At 70.8% G+C, this 15422-nt stretch carries 14 protein-coding genes and 1 pseudogene; 8 read left to right on the top strand and 7 right to left on the bottom strand.

Annotation, left to right across the window (positions count from 1 at the left end):
- The first annotated feature begins 203 nt into the window (after positions 1-203).
- Positions 204-779 carry a hypothetical protein gene (locus HYQ63_RS25755; RefSeq protein ID WP_179936270.1) on the top strand — a complete coding sequence of 192 codons (576 nt, stop codon included), beginning with the start codon at positions 204-206 and terminating at the stop codon, positions 777-779.
- Positions 780-831: 52 nt separating this feature from the next.
- Here the strand turns inward: HYQ63_RS25755 and HYQ63_RS25760 are convergent.
- Together HYQ63_RS25760 and otr(A) are read right to left on the bottom strand one after the other, a co-directional pair.
- A pseudogene (locus tag HYQ63_RS25760) lies at positions 832-1061 on the bottom strand (DNA integrity scanning protein DisA); the annotation flags it as partial.
- Between the two features lie 137 nt (positions 1062-1198).
- On the bottom strand, positions 1199-3112 hold the full coding sequence (gene otr(A), locus HYQ63_RS25765) for a tetracycline resistance ribosomal protection protein Otr(A) (protein ID WP_179936272.1): 1914 nt from the start codon (positions 3110-3112) through the stop codon (positions 1199-1201).
- A gap of 299 nt (positions 3113-3411) precedes the next feature.
- On the opposite strand from otr(A), the gene HYQ63_RS25770 reads away from it, so the two are divergent.
- On the top strand, positions 3412-4830 hold the full coding sequence (locus HYQ63_RS25770; RefSeq protein WP_179936274.1) for a glycoside hydrolase: 1419 nt from the start codon (positions 3412-3414) through the stop codon (positions 4828-4830).
- Positions 4831-4960: 130 nt separating this feature from the next.
- Positions 4961-5770 (top strand): DUF4157 domain-containing protein, encoded by an 810-nt coding sequence (locus HYQ63_RS25775; RefSeq protein ID WP_257232113.1) that lies wholly within the window; start codon positions 4961-4963, stop codon positions 5768-5770.
- A gap of 194 nt (positions 5771-5964) precedes the next feature.
- On the opposite strand, the gene HYQ63_RS25780 is transcribed toward HYQ63_RS25775, so the two are convergent.
- On the bottom strand, positions 5965-6564 hold the full coding sequence (locus tag HYQ63_RS25780; RefSeq protein WP_179936276.1) for a TetR family transcriptional regulator: 600 nt from the start codon (positions 6562-6564) through the stop codon (positions 5965-5967).
- Between the two features lie 127 nt (positions 6565-6691).
- Between HYQ63_RS25780 and HYQ63_RS25785 the strand changes: the two genes are divergently transcribed.
- Positions 6692-7519 carry an NAD(P)H-binding protein gene (locus tag HYQ63_RS25785; protein ID WP_179936278.1) on the top strand — a complete coding sequence of 276 codons (828 nt, stop codon included), beginning with the start codon at positions 6692-6694 and terminating at the stop codon, positions 7517-7519.
- A 327-nt stretch (positions 7520-7846) separates the two neighbouring features.
- Here the strand turns inward: HYQ63_RS25785 and HYQ63_RS25790 are convergent, their stop codons facing one another.
- A complete protein-coding gene (locus HYQ63_RS25790) occupies positions 7847-8821 on the bottom strand; it encodes a Ku protein (RefSeq protein WP_179936282.1) in 975 nt (324 codons plus the stop codon).
- A gap of 30 nt (positions 8822-8851) precedes the next feature.
- Here HYQ63_RS25790 and ligD point away from each other — a divergent pair, with 30 nt between their 5' ends.
- Positions 8852-9748 (top strand): non-homologous end-joining DNA ligase, encoded by an 897-nt coding sequence (gene ligD, locus HYQ63_RS25795; RefSeq protein WP_179936284.1) that lies wholly within the window; start codon positions 8852-8854, stop codon positions 9746-9748.
- On the top strand, positions 9745-10674 hold the full coding sequence (locus tag HYQ63_RS25800; protein ID WP_179936286.1) for an ATP-dependent DNA ligase: 930 nt from the start codon (positions 9745-9747) through the stop codon (positions 10672-10674). The genes ligD and HYQ63_RS25800 overlap by 4 nt, the downstream gene beginning before the upstream one ends.
- A gap of 51 nt (positions 10675-10725) precedes the next feature.
- Here HYQ63_RS25800 and HYQ63_RS25805 read toward each other — a convergent pair whose 3' ends face one another.
- Positions 10726-11637 carry a 1-aminocyclopropane-1-carboxylate deaminase/D-cysteine desulfhydrase gene (locus HYQ63_RS25805; RefSeq protein ID WP_179936288.1) on the bottom strand — a complete coding sequence of 304 codons (912 nt, stop codon included), beginning with the start codon at positions 11635-11637 and terminating at the stop codon, positions 10726-10728.
- Positions 11638-11885: 248 nt separating this feature from the next.
- On the opposite strand from HYQ63_RS25805, the gene HYQ63_RS25810 reads away from it, so the two are divergent.
- Both HYQ63_RS25810 and HYQ63_RS25815 read left to right on the top strand, forming a co-directional pair.
- Positions 11886-12230, top strand: a complete 345-nt coding sequence (locus HYQ63_RS25810) for a hypothetical protein (RefSeq protein WP_257232114.1) — start codon at positions 11886-11888, stop codon at positions 12228-12230.
- 160 nt (positions 12231-12390) lie between these two features.
- Positions 12391-13584, top strand: a complete 1194-nt coding sequence (locus HYQ63_RS25815; protein ID WP_179940502.1) for an LCP family protein — start codon at positions 12391-12393, stop codon at positions 13582-13584.
- Positions 13585-13966: 382 nt separating this feature from the next.
- Here HYQ63_RS25815 and HYQ63_RS25820 read toward each other — a convergent pair whose 3' ends face one another.
- Positions 13967-14440, bottom strand: a complete 474-nt coding sequence (locus HYQ63_RS25820) for a thioesterase family protein (RefSeq protein WP_179936290.1) — start codon at positions 14438-14440, stop codon at positions 13967-13969.
- Positions 14437-15414, bottom strand: a complete 978-nt coding sequence (locus tag HYQ63_RS25825; protein WP_179936292.1) for a 3-hydroxyacyl-CoA dehydrogenase NAD-binding domain-containing protein — start codon at positions 15412-15414, stop codon at positions 14437-14439. Before HYQ63_RS25825 ends, HYQ63_RS25820 begins: the two co-directional genes overlap by 4 nt.
- Positions 15415-15422 lie beyond the last annotated feature (8 nt).

Here is a 15422-nt window from a genome sequence, read left to right on the forward strand (position 1 = left end):
GTCGGTGACGCTTTCTCCTACCAGCGTGCGGCACTCGATGGATTCGGCAACTTGACGCCCTGCAATTTACCGATTGAAAGCGAGTAGTGACTGGCCGTGCGCACTGCCGGCGTTGGCGGGAGATCGACTTGCGTCAACTCCGGAAAGGGGGACGGTGGACGAGAAGCTGATGTGCATCGAGACGGAGTCGGAAGGTGATGATAATGGCTACCACCACCGAAGAGCTCTATGGCGCCCTGGCTCGCTCGCAGTTCAATATGCAGAAAGAGCGGCTGCGTTCGATCGCGGAGAGAGTCGCAGATGCTCCCAAAGCAGTGCGTGATTCGCTCAGCACCACCGAGTCCTTTACGTATCCGGCAACCGCTGGTTTCGGCGGCTTCGGATTCTTGTTCTTCAAGCCAAACCCCTTGTCCGCGCGCGTAACCACTGACGAGGGCGATAAGTACGACCTTGAGGCGTCGGGCGAAGATTGGTGGCCGGGTTCTCCCACGCAGCCTCCCCTAACACCTCCGTTTGGGTTCTCGTCACGCGGATTCGCGGAGATGAACTATCCGATTCAGGATCTCGTCGGCCGGAATTTCCACTATGTCGCGCTGTTCACCGGCACACAGACGTCCATCACTTGGGAGGGCGAGATGGGTGAGCACTTCGGCATCTACGCCGGCTCCCCGATCGGTTACTGGCCTTCCTTTGGTGGCCCGGACCTCCATGTCGCCTGGGGCAGTGGCACCATCCGCGCCGCACTCGACGATGCGCCGCAGCCAGCCGGTAGAGGCTGAGGACGGCCCGAGATCCTCAGTCCCGGCCGAGGGCCTCGCGCACGGTCGACTGCTACACGCACCGCAGGATCGACGACTCCGCCAGACGGGAGAGGCCCTCGCGGACGGAGCGGCCCCGGGCCTTGCCCACGCCGTCGACCATCTGGAGATCGTCCACGCGCGCGGCCAGCAGCGTCTGCAGCCCGCCGACCTAGGTTCTTGGCCAGCAGCCGGAAGCCGCGGAGAGACCGCCGAATCGAGGGTCTCGGGGGAGCCCGTGTAGCCCAGGGCACGGGCCACGACGGCCCGGGGACCCCGACGGCCGTCTCACCCTCTCCCCGGCAGAAGTAGTCCGCCGCAACGCCGACGGCACCCCGGGCGGCCTGTGCGGCAACGGCCTGCGTCTGCTGGCCCGCTATGACAAGACACCCCCGTGGGCCCTAAACGGTGGCGCTGCCGGGGAGCGGCCGGTCGCCGGACGGGCGGGACAGCCACACTCCCTCGCCCCGCGACAGCCCCGGCAGCGCGTGCTCGAACGCGTGCACCGACCGCACCGGAATCTCCCCCGTGAGCAGCCACCCCGCCGCACCGCCCGCGCTCTCCGCGATGTCCGCCCCGACCGCGGCGAGCCGGGCGGTGACGGGTGCGAGCACATCGGACGGAATCTCCAGCTCGAAGGCGTGATACGGCTCGTACACCCGCCACCCCGCCCGCTCCAGGGCTTCTCCCAGCACCCCCGGGGTGACGCCCCGGAAGTCGGCGGCGGTGCTGACCGGGGCGTCGAAACCCGAACGGATCAGGGTGACCCGGCAGTCCGTGACCGCGCGCCCGCGCGGGCCCTGACGCAGCGTGTCGTGCACGGTCTGCTCGATCGCGGTGTGGAACGCCCGCGGCAGGGCGCCCAGTTCGGTCTCGTAGCCGAAACCGACCCCGGACCCGGTCGCGGCGGGCTCGACGCGCAGCCCGACCGTCGCCCACGGCCCCGTATGGCCGCGCCGGGCCATCTCGTAGCACGCCTCGCCGACCCCCGCCGGCCGCTCCACCAGGACCGGGCGGCTCGGCTCGAAGTCGGCCTCGATGCCGTAGTCCTGGGCGAGCGTCGCCGCGATGATCTGCTTCTGGACCTCGCCGTACAGCAGCACCGACGTGGCGCCGCCGGGCATCGCCCGGGCGTGGATCAGCGGATCCTGGTCGGCGAGGGCGAGCAGCGCGGTGTGCAGCCGGGCGGCGGCCGCGGGGCCGGGCTCGCGGGCGTGGACGAGGGTGTGGAGGGTGGGAGCGGCGAAGTGGCGCTGTTCTTCTTCAGCGTCGACCTCGCCCAGCCGGTCGCCGACGCGGACCTCGGGGAGCCCCTTGAGCCGCGCGATGTTCCCGGCGGTCAGCACCCGCTCCCCGGCCCGGCCCACGACCTCCAGCGCGGTGATCTGCCCGCCGTGCCGGGCGCCGGGGCGGTGCCGGTCGCCGGGCCGGTGCAGGGTGAGGTGCTGCCGTACGGTCAGCTCGCCGGAGAACAGCCGCAGATACGCGGTCTTCGTGGCGGAGCCCGCCGCCCGCTCGACCGCGAAGACGGTGCCCCGGGGTGCCGTATCGTCCTGGTCGGCCCGGGTGGGCGGGATGAGTCGTACGACGCCGTCGACGAGGGCCGCGACGCCCTCCCCGCTCAGCGCCGAACCGAAGTACACCGGGTGCGCCCGCCCCTCCGCCGTCCCCGCGGCCAGCGCCGCGCGCACCTCGGCGGGGGAGGGGAGCGGGCCGTCCACGACCCGGGCGAGCAGCGCGTCGTCGGTCTCGGCCAGCGCCTCGGCGATCTCGGTGCGCACGCCGACGTCGTCCAGGGACCGCGGCCGGGTGCGTGCGGCCCGCGTGCCCAGGTCCCGTACGGCCGTCATGGACACGATGTGCGGCGCCAGCAGCCGCCGGATGTCCGCCAGCAGCTCCGCGTGCCGGGCACCGGCCCGGTCGATCTTGTTGACGAAGAGCAGCACGGGCAGCCGCAGCCGCCGCAGCGTCTTCATCAGCACCCGGGTCTGTGCCTGGACGCCCTCGACGGCGGACAGCACGAGCACGGCCCCGTCCAGCACGCCGAGCGCCCGCTCGACCTCGGCGATGAAGTCGGAGTGGCCGGGGGTGTCGATCAGATTGACCTGGGTGTCACCCGCGCGGAAGGACGCGACGGCCGACCGCACGGTGATTCCGCGCTCCCGCTCGATGGCGCCCGTATCGGTCTGGGTGTCCCCGGAGTCGACGCTGCCGAGGCGGTCGATGACGCCCGCGTCGAACAGCAGCCGCTCGGTGAGGCTGGTCTTACCGGCGTCGACATGGGCGAGTACGCCGATGTTGATGGTGTGGTGCATGCGTGGTGATGTCCTCGAAGACGGTCGTCCGGTGGGGGCGCTGGGTCGTTCCGAGGAATCGGCGCATCGCATGCTCCTGTGCTGTCGGCGGAATGTCGCGGACATCCTGAGCGCGGCGGCGGGGCGATGGCAACCGATTTACGCCCCGTCAGTCCCGTCAACCCCGTCATCGACCCCGTCTTCGACCCCGTCTCCGGCTCCGCCGACAGAAGGGCCAGAAAGCGCTGTCATAGCTCTCGACAACTCCCCCTCCGCACCCGACGCTTCACACCACGGGCCCCAAGCGGCAGAAGGGACACATGGTGCGACGAAGAACGCTCCTCACCGCAGCAAGCGCAACCCTGATCGGCACCGCACTCTCCACCGGCACGGCCCACGCCGACGAGTCCGTCACCGTCGACCCGGGCACCGACCACGGGGGCTGGGAGGGCTGGGGCACCTCGCTCGCCTGGTGGGCCAACCTCTTCGGGCAGCGGGACGACTTCGCCGACCTCTTCTTCACCACCCGCAACACCACGTACGCCGGTACGACCCTCCCCGGCCTCGGCCTGAACATCGCCCGCTACAACCTCGGCGGCTGCGCCTGGACGAGCGTGAACGGCCAGTCCATGGCCGTCTCGCCCAACATCCCCCGGTTCAAGCAGATCGAGGGCTTCTGGCACGACTGGTCCAGCGAGGACCCGGCCTCCGCCGCCTGGCGCTGGACGTCCGACGCGACCCAGCGCGCGGCGCTCACCAAGGCCGTCCAGCGCGGCGCCGTCACCGAGCTGTTCTCCAACGCGCCCATGTGGTGGATGTGCCTCAACCACAACCCCTCCGGCGCCGCGGACGGCGGCAACAACCTCCAGTCCTGGAACTACCGGCAGTTTGCCGTCTACCTCGCCACCACCGCCCGCTACGCCCAGGACCACTGGGGCGTCCGCTTCGCCACCGTAGAGCCGTTCAACGAACCCTCCTCCACCTGGTGGAAGGCGGACGGCACCCAGGAAGGCTGCCACATGGACGCGGCGGTGCAGCGCACCGTCCTCGGCCACCTCCGTACCGAGCTGAACAGCCGCGGCCTCACCGCCGCCCGCATCTCGGCCTCGGACGAGACCAGCTACGACCTGGCCCGCACCACCTGGGGCTCCTTCGACACCGCGACCCGCGCCCTCGTCGACCAGGTCAACGTGCACGGCTACCAGGGCTCGGGCGGCCGCCGCGACCTGCTGTACGCGGACGTGCGCGCCGCGGGCAAGAAGCTGTGGAACTCCGAGACCGGCGAGAAGGACGCCACCGGCCTCACCCTCGCCACCAACCTCTGCCTGGACTTCAACTGGCTGCACCCGACCGCCTGGTGCTACTGGCAGGTCATGGACCCCAGCGCGGGCTGGGCGCTCATCCACTACGACCCGAACACCGCGCAGCCCGGCGCCGTCCAGACCAAGTACTACGTCCTCGCCCAGTTCACCCGGCACATCCGCCCCGGCATGCGCATCCTGGCCACCGGCTCGGACCACGCGGTGGCGGCGTACGACCCGGCCGCCCGCCGCCTGGTGCTCGTCGCCGTCAACCCCGGCGCCGCGCAGACCATGACCTTCGACCTGTCGCGGTTCGGCCAGGTCACCGGCGGTACGGGCGGCCTCGTGCCGCGCTGGTCGACCCGGACGGCGGGCGGCGGCGACCTGTACACCGCGCAGTCGGTGCAGACGTTCCAGATCGACGGGGTGACGGAGTGACGGGGTAGCCCCTCTTGGCATGCCGCTGCCCATCAGGGCCGCAAGTCTGCCCCTGCGCCTCTGGGAAGGTGGCCACCTCGCCTGCGAGCGTGAGGCGGTTGGATCGCCTTTGACCGCCGGAGGAAGACATATGGGACTGGCCCGTGACGAGAACAGCACGACGGGGAAAGGGCGGGCACCCCGGCGGCCACGAGCGACTCCCACCTTCGCCGGAACGGCCGTGCAGCGGATGCTCGCCCAGCAGAGCCAGGCCGGGAACCAGGCAGTTGTCGAAATGCTGCGGCGGTCCGGGCACCCGGGAGCGCAGGACCGGCATCAGCACGGTGCCGGATGCGGGCACCAGGCGCCGGAACCTCCGGTCCAGCGTTCCTCGGGCGGCGCCACCGTCGCGCGCGCCGAGGAGGAGGACGGGCACGTCCACGACGGGGTGCGGGACACCAGCCCGGAAGGGCAGAGCGCCCTGGTGGCCGCCGCGATGAATTCGTCGAGCGAGTCGCTGCCCTCGTCGGTCGTGGCGAAGGCCGGGGCGTTCTATCAGAACGACAGGCTCGCCTCCACCCGCGTCCACCGCGACGCGGTGGCCCAGCGTGCCACGGCGGCGATGGGGGCCCATGCCATGACCATCGGCAACCACATCTTCCTCTCCGCCGGGTCCGCAGGCGACGAGAAGCTGATCGGCCACGAGCTCAGCCACGTCGACAAGAACCTCAAGGGCGTGCCCGAGACGGGCCACAGCAACGGCGCCGGAGTCAGCGTCACCGACCCGAGGCAGGACTCCGAACAGGCAGCCGAGAAGGACGGCAGCGCCTACGCCGCCGGTGAGACGACCGCCCCCTCCGTCACCGCCCAGCGCGCAGCGGTGAACGGCTCACACGGCACGGTCCAGCGGATGGCGGGGCGGGTCGCTCTGGCGGACGAAGCGAAGAGGAGGTTTTTCTGAAGCGCGGTGTGACGCCCACGCAGCGGATCCATATGCAGCAAGAAATCATTCGTGGCTCTTTCGTCGGCCTCTCGAAGATGCTCCAGGAACCTGACGAGCACGCTACAAGGCCCGATGACGACGACGTCAAAGGATATGTGAATCAGGATGCACGGTGCTCACGGCGTTCGCGGCGTTCGCGGCGTTCGCGGTGCTCACGTCGCGAGGTGGCGGACGACTCTCCGCACCTGCTCCGCGTAATGCTCGCGGAACTCCGGCGACTCCGGGTCGGCGTCGAAGAACTGGCGCACCGCGTGCGGCAGCGCGATCGGCGCCGTCACCAGGCTGACGTACAGCAGCATCGCCATGGCGGGATCGATGTCCTCCGCGATCTCGCCCTCCGCCTGGCGGCGCCGCAGGTCGGAGAGGTCCTCGGGGCCCTCCTCCGGGGCGGCGTCGTCAAGGCCGCACCAGGCGTTGAACCGGGTCGCCCGCGGATCGGCGAACGCCTCCCGGAGGTAGCGCAGGACCAGCTCGTCCAGCGGGATCGCGGGGTCGTTGAAGGTCTCCTCGCGCTTCAGCCACTCGCGGCCCAGCTCCCGGTACAGGCCCTCCTTGCCGCCGAAGTGGTACGCGATCAGCTGCTTGTTGACGCCCGCCCGGTCCGCGATGTCCTGCACCCGGGCGCCCGCGAACCCCTTCTGTGCGAACACGTCCCGGGCCGCCTCCAGCAGCAGCCGCCGGGAGCGCTCCGGGCACAGCTTGCGCTCCTCGGGCGCGGGGGCGCGGCGGGGCCTCTTCGGCGTCCCCTCCATGTCTTCAACTCCTCGTACTCGACCGGACCAGGCTAGCGCCCCGCCTCATCCATCTATGTGTTTGACGAGTTCATCCGTCTGGATGAAACTGGACCGGACCGCACAGGACAGTCAGGGGAGATTCGTCATGATCGTGGTAACCGGAGCCACCGGAAACGTCGGCGCGCACGTGGTGAAGGAGCTGGCCGACGCGGGTGCGGAGGTCCGCGCGCTCACCCGCGACCCCGGGGCCGCGCACTTCCCCGACGGCGTCCAGGCGGCGCGGACCGAGGACCTGCCGCTGGAGGGTGCCACCGCGCTGTTCCTCCACGCCGCGGTGGTGTGGCAGCTGGGCGCCGACAAGCTGCTGGAGCGGGCGAAGGAGGCCGGGGTGCGGCGCGTCGTGACGCTCTCCTCGTCCTCCGTCCTGGAGGACACCGACCCGCAGGACAACCCGATCGGCGCCCTCCACCGCGAGCTGGAGGCCCAGGTCGAGCGCACCGGGCTGGAGTGGACCCATGTGCGGCCGGGCGCCTTCGCCGTGAACGCCTTCCAGTGGGCGGACCAGATCAAGGCCGGGGACGTGGTGTACGGCGCGTACGCCGGAGCGCACATGGCCCCCGTCCACGAGGCCGACATGGGCGCCGTCGCCGCCCGCGCCCTCCTCGCCGACGACCTGGTCGGCAAGACGCCCGAGCTGACCGGCCCGGAGTCGCTGACCTTCGCCGACCAGGTGCGCATCATCGGCGAGGTCATCGGCCGGCCGCTGCGGTACGAGGAGATACCGCCGGAGGTGGCGCGCGAGAAGATGATCGGCGGGTTCATGACGCCGGAGATCGCGGACTCGCTGCTGCGGGTCTTCGAGGGGACCGTGGGCCGGCCGCAGACGATCTCCCCGGAGGTCGAGCGGATCACGGGCCGCCCGGCGCGGACGTTCGCGCAGTGGGTCGCGGACCACGTTGGTGCTTTCAGCTGATCGGTGGGTGCGCGGTCGCTGGGGTGGGTGGTGCGGGTGCGGGGCCTCCGGGGCAGGGTCCTGGACTCGTATATTTTTGGCGCCGGTGCCCGGAAACGTGGGGTGGGCCGGAAATGGGCGCCACAAATATACGGAACGTCCAGGACCCCACCCCTGCGACCCCGCCCCCTCCCGCCGAGCGGCGGCTTGTACCCAGGTTGTGGGCAATCGTTCCGCAGGGCGGAACGGGTGGGCACAACCCGGCCACCGGCCCGCACTCGGCAGTGAACCCGACCGGGCAGGTGGCCCGGCTCACGATCCGGTCCCGGTTCGCCCAGCGGCAGGCGCTCAGGCGCCCCGTTTGCGCGGCTGCTTCTTGGCCGCCGTCTTCTTGGCCGCGGTCTTCTTCGCGGTCGTCTTCTTCGCGGCCGTCTTCTTGGCCGCCGTCTTCTTCGCGGGCGCCTTCTTCGCCGCGGTCTTCTTGGCCGGGGCCTTCTTGTGGTCGCTCAGTTCGGTGACCGTGGCCTTCTCCTCGGCCGACTCACCACGGGCCTCCTTCGCGCTGCGGACGCTGTCCTTCAGGGCGGCCATCAGGTCCACGACCTGGGCGCCGGCCGGGCGCTCGCCCGGTTCGGCGGTGGGGGTGGCGCCGGAGACCTTCGCCGCCACCAGGGCCTCCAGGGCCTCGTGGTACTCGTCGTGCAGTTCGCTCAGGTTCACCTCGCCGAGCGTGGCCATCAGGGTGTCGGCGAGATCCAGCTCGGCCGGTTTCACCGTGACCTTCTCCTTGGGCGCAACCCCCGCCGGCTCGCGCACCTCGTCCGGCCACAGCAGCCGGTGCATGGCGATGGCGTCGCCGACGACGCGCAGCATCCCGAGCCGTTCCCGGCCGCGGTGGGCGTACTTCGTGATGGCGACCTTCTCGCTGCGCTTGAGGGCCTCGCGGAGCAGGGCGTACGGCTTGGCGGCGGCGGTGCCGTTGGCGCCGAGGTAGTACGCGTCGCCCATCTGGAGCGGATCGATCTCCGAGGCGTTGACGAACGCCTCGATCTCCAGCGCGCGGGTGGTCGGCAGCGGCAGGGCGGCCAGGTCCTCGTCGGTGATCGGGATCAGGGCACCGTCGGCATCCTCGTACGCCTTGCCGATCTCGTCCGCGTCGACCTGCTTGTCCTCCAGCTCGCAGACCTTGCGATACCGGATGCGGCCGCCATCGGCGGTGTGGATCTGCCGGAAGGACACCGAGTGATCCTCGGTCGCCGGATACATCTTGATCGGGATGCTCACCAGGCCGAACGAAATGTTCCCATTCCAGATAGATCGCATGCTTGATCCCTTTCGTGAGATTCTTATCGTATGTCCCCGATCACGGAGGTGGAGGGGCGACGGATCGCGCTCAGGAACCTCGACAAGGTCATCCATCCGGCCACCGGCACCACGAAGGGCGAGCTGCTGCACTACCTGGCGTCGGCCGCCGGGGCGATGCTCGGCCATCTGCGGGGGCGGCCGCTCGCGTTCCTGCGCTATCCGGACGGTCCGGACGGCCAGATGTTCTTCACCAAGAACCCGCCGCCCGGCACCCCCTCCTGGGTGACGACCGCCGAGGTCAGCCGCCACGAGGGGGAAACCGCGCGCCAGGTGCTCGTGCAGGACCTGGCCTCGCTGATGTGGGCGGCGAACCTGGTGGTCGAGTTCCACGCGCCCATGTGGCGGATCGACGAGGGGACGGGCATCGCCGACCGGCTGGTCTTCGACCTCGACCCCGGACCGCCCGCCACGATCGTGGACTGCTGCGCCGTCGCCGTCTGGCTGCGGGAGCGGCTGCGGGCGGACGGGCTGGCCGCGTACGCCAAGACCAGCGGCTCCAAGGGGCTGCATCTGCTGACCCCGCTGGAACCGGCCCCGTCCCGGCAGGTCACCCACTACGCCCGGCGGCTCGCGGCGGAGGCCGCCGCCGCGCTGCCGGGGCTGGCCATCCAGAAGATGACCCGCTCCCTGCGGCCCGGCAAGGTGTTCGTCGACTTCAGCCAGAACGCCGCCGCCAAGACCACCGCCGCCCCCTACACGCCCCGCGCCCGCCGGGAGCCGACCGTCTCCACGCCCGTGACCTGGGACGAAGTGGAGGCGTGCGACGACCCCGGGCGGCTGGTCTTCGGGATCGACGACCTCCCCGCCCGCCTCGACCGCCACGGCGATCTGCTGGCCCCGCTCCTCGACCCGGCACGGGCCCACCCGCTGCCCGCCACCCCATGACCCCCCTGCTGCCACCCGTGCCGGTGGCGCTGGCCCGGCCCATCCCGACGCTGCCGGTCGCCGCGCCGGGGCGGCAGCTGGCGTACGAGCCGAAGTTCGACGGCCATCGGCTGCTGATCTTCCGGCTGGCGGACGAGGTGCAGATGCAGGCCCGCTCCGGCCGCATCGTCACCCGCGCCTTCCCCGACCTGGCGGCCGCGGCTGGGCGGCTCCCGGTGGGGACCGTGCTCGACGGGGAGGTGGTGGTGTGGGTCGGCGGCCGCACCGACTTCGCCGCCGTCCAGAAGCGCGCCACCGCCGCCACCGAGGCCCGCGCCGCGCGGCTGGCCCGCGAACTCCCCGCCTCGTACGCCGCGTTCGACCTCCTCGCGAGCGGTACGGACGACCTGCGGCCTCGGCCGTACGAGCAGCGCCGCGCCCTTCTGACGATGCTCCTCGAACCGTACGGCCCGCCCCTCCAGGCCGTGCCCATGACGATGGACCCGGAGCAGGCCGCCGCCTGGTACGAGGCGTTCCCGGCCATCGGCGTCGAGGGGCTGGTCATCAAGAGCCCCGACCAGCCGTACCGGCCCGGACGGCACTGGCGGAAACTGCGGCACTCGGAGACCCGGGACGCCATGGTCGTCGGCGTCGTCGGCCCCCGGCTCCGCCCCCGCGCCCTGGCCCTCGTCCTGCCGGGCGACGACACCCCCGTGGTCTCCGGCCCCCTCTCCCCGGCGGTCCGGGCCCAGCTCACCACGGCACTGCGCGACCTCCCGCCCCCGCCCCCCGCTCCGGCGGACTCCGATCCGCCCACGGCGATCGACACGGTCGGCGCGTGGATCGCCTATCAGCCGATCGCGCCGGAGCTGACGGTGGAGGTGCGGCAGGAGAGCACGGTCCGCCACGCGGCGACGGCGGTCATCCGCCTGCGGACCCCGGAGTGACCCCGGCGGACTGGGCGGTCGGCGGCACCGCGGGCGCCGCGATGCCGGCGCTCATCCGTACGGGTCGGGCGGGCCCGTGACCACCGCCGTCACCCGGCTCCCCCGGGGCAGCGCCCCGGCCTCGGCCAGCCCGTACAGCCCCCACAGCATCTTCGCCACGTACCGCCGCTCCACCCGCACCCCGTGCCGCTCCTCGAACCCGGCCGCGAACGCCTCAAGACCGGCCGGGACCCGCCCGTACCCGCCGCCGTGGTACCCGTGCTCGATGCGCCAGTCGGTGAACGTCCGCCCCCACCCGCGCCGGTGCAGCTCCGCGACCTCGCCCTCCAGATAGCCGCCCGCCCCCTTCAGCACGGCGAACCCCAGTGCCCGCGCGCCCTCCGGCAGGGCGGCGGCGATCCCGGCCAGCGTGCCGCCCGTGCCGACCGCGCAGCACACGATGTCGCGCGCGCCGAGGTCGGGCAGTTCCGCGACGAGGTCGGCGGCCCCCTGCGCGGCGAGCACGTTCGTACCGCCCTCGGGCAGGACGTAGGCCCGCCCCCACCGCGCCTCCAGCTCCCGCAGCGTCCGCGGGTCGTCCAGGGAGCGCAGGGTCTCCCGGTAGCCGGACCGGTCGAGGAAGGACAGCCGCATGCCGTACGACTCGGCGAGGGCGAGGGACCAGTTGCGCGGGGCGTCGGCGAGTTCGTCGCCCCGGATGATGCCGACGGTGTCCAGCCCCCGGGCGGCCCCGGCCGCGGCGACGGCCCGGATGTGGTTGGAGTAGGCCCCGCCGAAGGTGAGGAGCCGCGTATGCCCCTGCTCGGCGGCGGCGCGCAGGTTGGGCGTGAGCTTGCGCCACTTGTTGCCGGGGACGGTGGGGTGGATGAGGTCGTCCCGCTTCAGCCGCAGCTCCAGCCCCGCCCGCTCCATGGCCGGATCGGCGAGCGGGGTCAGCGGGGAGGGGAGGACGGCGGGAGGCATTACGGCCAAGCCTACGGAACCGGGCCCGGCGCGGTGGCGTCGCGATCCCGTTCCTTGAAAGGGCTTCACGTTTCACGACAACTCCGATGGGGAGATGTTGAGTTGTCGGATGCGAAAAAGTTGATCAGACGGCCACTTCGGTGCGGAATTGATAACGCGCCGAGGACATTGCTGTGAAGTGAATGTGAAGGCAGTTTTGGGCGGGTCGGCTCGGCTAAGAGAGGCCCATGAGCAACCCCCATGACCGTATGGTGGACAACGGTCCGTACAACCACCACGCAAATCCGTCCAACCACCACGCACATCCGTCCAACCGTCTCGGGACGGAGCGGACAGCGCTGATCATTCATGGCCTCGCGGACGTCGCCGCGATCTTTCTGGGTTTGTGGATCCTGCTGTACCTGCTCGACGCGAACGAGGCGAATGTCTTCGTCGACTTCGTGCACGGCGTCGCGGACTGGCTCGCCGGCTGGTCGCAGGACATCTTCACCATGGAGCCCGAAGGGGCGCGCGTCTTCCTCAACTACGCGCTGCCCGCGCTGATTTACCTCGGCATCGGTCACGGTGTGGCCGCTTGGGTGCGGCGGCTCTGACCGTGTGCGGCCGGTGGTCCGCGTAACACTTTCCGGCCCTCCGGCGCTGAGGGGGATGCGGCTGGTTTCAAGCGAATCCAGCGCCATCGTTCCATGACGGCCGGAGGGTAACGGAGAGAGCGGACGGGAACACTCGCGGTGCCGCATACGGCAAAACCTCATACGCCGCTGCCCAAAAACGCGCCGCACTTCACCAGGTCTGCCAACGCGATTTGCCTTTCGGCCCCATGGAGAATGCAGACTGCCCCGCATGAATTCACGGAGCGACAGCAGATACCCCGATTTCCAGGACCCCACGTATGCCCCGCCGCACAACGGGCATCCGGGCGTCCCGCCGCAGCAGGGAGGCCACGGAGGTCCGCCCGGGGTGCCGTATCGGCGGCGTGGCCGGACCGTGAAACGCGTGCTGGTCACCGTGATCGTGGTTCTGCTGGTCGCCTCGGTCGCCACGTACTTCTGGGCCGACTCCAAGCTGCGCAAGGAAGTCGACCTGAGTCAGGTGATCGACCGTCCCGAGGCGGGAGACGGCACCAACTACCTGATCGTCGGGTCCGACAGCCGCGAGGGCATGTCGGACCAGCAGAAGAAGGACCTGCACACGGGCTCGGCCGACGGCAAGCGCACGGACTCGATGATGATCCTGCACGACGGCGCGTCGGGCCCGACGCTCATATCGCTGCCGCGCGACTCGAACGTGACCATCCCGAAGTTCCGCGGATCGGAGTCCGGTGAGGTCAAGGGGCCGCTGGGCGCCAACAAGCTGAACGCCGCGTACTCCATCGACGGCCCGCAGCTGCTCGTCCGCACCGTCGAGGCCAACACCGGGCTGCACATCGACCACTACGCGGAGATCGGGTTCTCCGGCTTCGCCGACATCGTGGACGCCATCGGCGGCGTCGAGATGAAGCTCGACAAGGGGTTCAAGGACAAGCAGGCGGGCGCGGACTTCGAGGCGGGTCAGCAGACGATGAACGGGCAGCAGGCGCTGGCGTTCGTCCGCAGCCGGCACGCGTTCGCCGCCAGCGACCTGGACCGGACGAAGAACCAGCAGAAGTTCCTGTCCGCCCTGGCCGGTCAGACCGCGACGCCCAGCACGCTGCTGAACCCCTTCACGCTCTACCCGACCATGGGGGCCGGGCTGGACACGCTGATCGTCGACAAGGACATGAACCCCTATCTGCTGGCCAAGATGTTCTTCGCGATGAAGGACGTGACCAGCAGCGGCGGCAAGTCGATGAACATGCCGACCTCGGGCAGCGTCGGCGGCAACCTCCAGTGGGACCAGGCCAAGGTCAAGCAGCTCGTCCAGCAGCTCAAGAACGACGAGCCGGTCACCGTCAGCGATTCGCCGTGAGCCCGCCGCTCCGCGTACGGGGCGGGTCGCCGCCCCGTACGCGGACGGCATCGGCCAAACATCCCCCCGCGACCACGGCGACCGCGACGGCCTGGGCACCTCTGATCACCAGCCGCTGCCGGTCCCGGTCTCCGGGCTCACCGAGGGGGCCGACCGGCCCTGGCCCGGCGTCCTCTTCGACGGCGCGATCGCGGCGGGGCTGCGGCTGCTCCCGGAGGGGGAGCGGTGGCAGCCGGAGGCACGGCTCAACGGTGTCTTCGCGATGACGCCCGACAATCTGCCGCTGATCGGCCCGCACGCCGAGGTGTGTACGCCACGGCGTGAGGACGCGTCGAGGGGGTCACCGGACCCGGTGACCCCCTCGTCTCTGCGTGCGCCGCGCCTAGGCGGCGGTGGGTACGGGGCCTATGGAGCGGCCCGCCCAGTCGGGTGCCTTCTCGACCAGGGAGGTGAGCCGCTCGCGGACCTCCTCCGGGAACGGTGCCGCGTGGCCCGCCTTCTGGTCGATGTGGAGGGCGAGCAGTTCGGTGGTGGCCACGGGCTCGCCACCCTCCGGCTCGCCCACGTACATCTCGTGGGAGAACCGCACCTTCTTCTCGTCCACACCCAGCACCCGGGTGCGGATGGTCAGCTCGGCGCCTTCCTCGACTTCGTGGAGATAGCGTATGTGCGTCTCGACGGTGTAGAGGGAGCAGCCGGTCTTCACCCGGTATCCGGAGTCGAGACCGGTCTCGACCATCATCTCGTCCGTGCTGTGTCCGAAGACGAGGACGTAGAACGCCTCGCTCATATGACCGTTGTAGTCGATCCATTCCGGTCGGACGGTCTGGTGGTAGTGGGGGAGCTGGTCGCTCACTTGTCGCCTCCCTCGTTGCGCTGCTCGGGCAACCGGCCGGTCGCCCGCAGGACGTTGATCACGCCCTGGTCCCTTTCCGCGACGAGCTGGGCGATACTCCGCCCGCCCGCCGCCTCGTCACATCCGTCGACCATGGCCGTACGCAACGAGTCGTCCAGCTCAGGGGCTTCGAGACGCGTCCATGGCGATTTCAGTGACGGTCCGAAGTGATCGAGCATATGCCCCATGCCGCCCTCGCCGCCCGCGAGGGCGAACGTCAGGCACGGGCCCATGAAAGCCCAGCGCAGGCCGGGTCCCTCGGTGATCGAGTCGTCGATGTCCTTCACGGTGGCCTCGCCGCTCGCCACCATGTGCAGGGCCTCGCGCCACAGCGCCTCCTGGAGGCGGTTGGCGATGAAGCCGGGCAGTTCGCGGTCCATGGTGATGACGGACTTGGCGGCCGCCTTGTAGAAGGCGGAGGCCCATTCCACGGCGGCCGGGTCGGTCTTCTCGCCGCCGACGACCTCGACCAGGGGAATCAGATACGGCGGGTTGAACGGGTGGCCGACGAGGAGGCGGCCGGGGTCGGTGGCCTCGGTCTGCATGTCGGTCATCGGATAGCCGGAGGTGGAGGACGCGATGACGACGCCCGCCGGGGCCGCCGCGTCCAGCTGGGCCAGCAGGCTCCGCTTCAGCTCCAGCTTCTCGGGGGCGCTCTCCTGGACGAACTCCGCGTCGGCCACGGCCCCTTCGAGGGTGGCGGCGAGGGTGAGGCGGTCCGGTGAGGCGCCCTCGGCCAGGCCGATCTGCTCCAGTGCGGGCCAGGCGGCGTCGACGAGGCGGCGCAGCTTGGTCTCGGCGTCCGGCGCCGGGTCCCAGGCGGTGACGTCGTAGCCGCGGGCGAGGAAGTGGGCGACCCAGCCGCCGCCGATGACTCCCGCGCCGATACAGGCGACGCGGCGGACACGGTCGGGTGCGCAGGGGGGTGAGGGCATGGGGGTCC

Origin of the sequence: Streptomyces sp. Rer75 (assembly GCF_013414305.1) — a bacterium.
GTDB classification, from domain to species: domain Bacteria; phylum Actinomycetota; class Actinomycetes; order Streptomycetales; family Streptomycetaceae; genus Streptomyces; species Streptomyces himastatinicus.

Bases quoted from the DNA above. Each gene is read 5' to 3' on its own strand.
- HYQ63_RS25755 (WP_179936270.1), top strand. From the start codon at position 204: ATGGCTACCACCACCGAAGAGCTCTATGGCGCCCTGGCTCGCTCGCAG.
- HYQ63_RS25770 (WP_179936274.1), top strand. From the start codon at position 3,412: ATGGTGCGACGAAGAACGCTCCTCACCGCAGCAAGCGCAACCCTGATC.
- HYQ63_RS25775 (WP_257232113.1), top strand. From the start codon at position 4,961: ATGGGACTGGCCCGTGACGAGAACAGCACGACGGGGAAAGGGCGGGCA.
- HYQ63_RS25780 (WP_179936276.1), bottom strand. From the start codon at position 6,564: ATGGAGGGGACGCCGAAGAGGCCCCGCCGCGCCCCCGCGCCCGAGGAG.
- HYQ63_RS25785 (WP_179936278.1), top strand. From the start codon at position 6,692: ATGATCGTGGTAACCGGAGCCACCGGAAACGTCGGCGCGCACGTGGTG.
- HYQ63_RS25790 (WP_179936282.1), bottom strand. From the start codon at position 8,821: ATGCGATCTATCTGGAATGGGAACATTTCGTTCGGCCTGGTGAGCATC.
- ligD (WP_179936284.1), top strand. From the start codon at position 8,852: ATGTCCCCGATCACGGAGGTGGAGGGGCGACGGATCGCGCTCAGGAAC.
- HYQ63_RS25800 (WP_179936286.1), top strand. From the start codon at position 9,745: ATGACCCCCCTGCTGCCACCCGTGCCGGTGGCGCTGGCCCGGCCCATC.
- HYQ63_RS25805 (WP_179936288.1), bottom strand. From the start codon at position 11,637: ATGCCTCCCGCCGTCCTCCCCTCCCCGCTGACCCCGCTCGCCGATCCG.
- HYQ63_RS25810 (WP_257232114.1), top strand. From the start codon at position 11,886: ATGGTGGACAACGGTCCGTACAACCACCACGCAAATCCGTCCAACCAC.
- HYQ63_RS25825 (WP_179936292.1), bottom strand. From the start codon at position 15,414: ATGCCCTCACCCCCCTGCGCACCCGACCGTGTCCGCCGCGTCGCCTGT.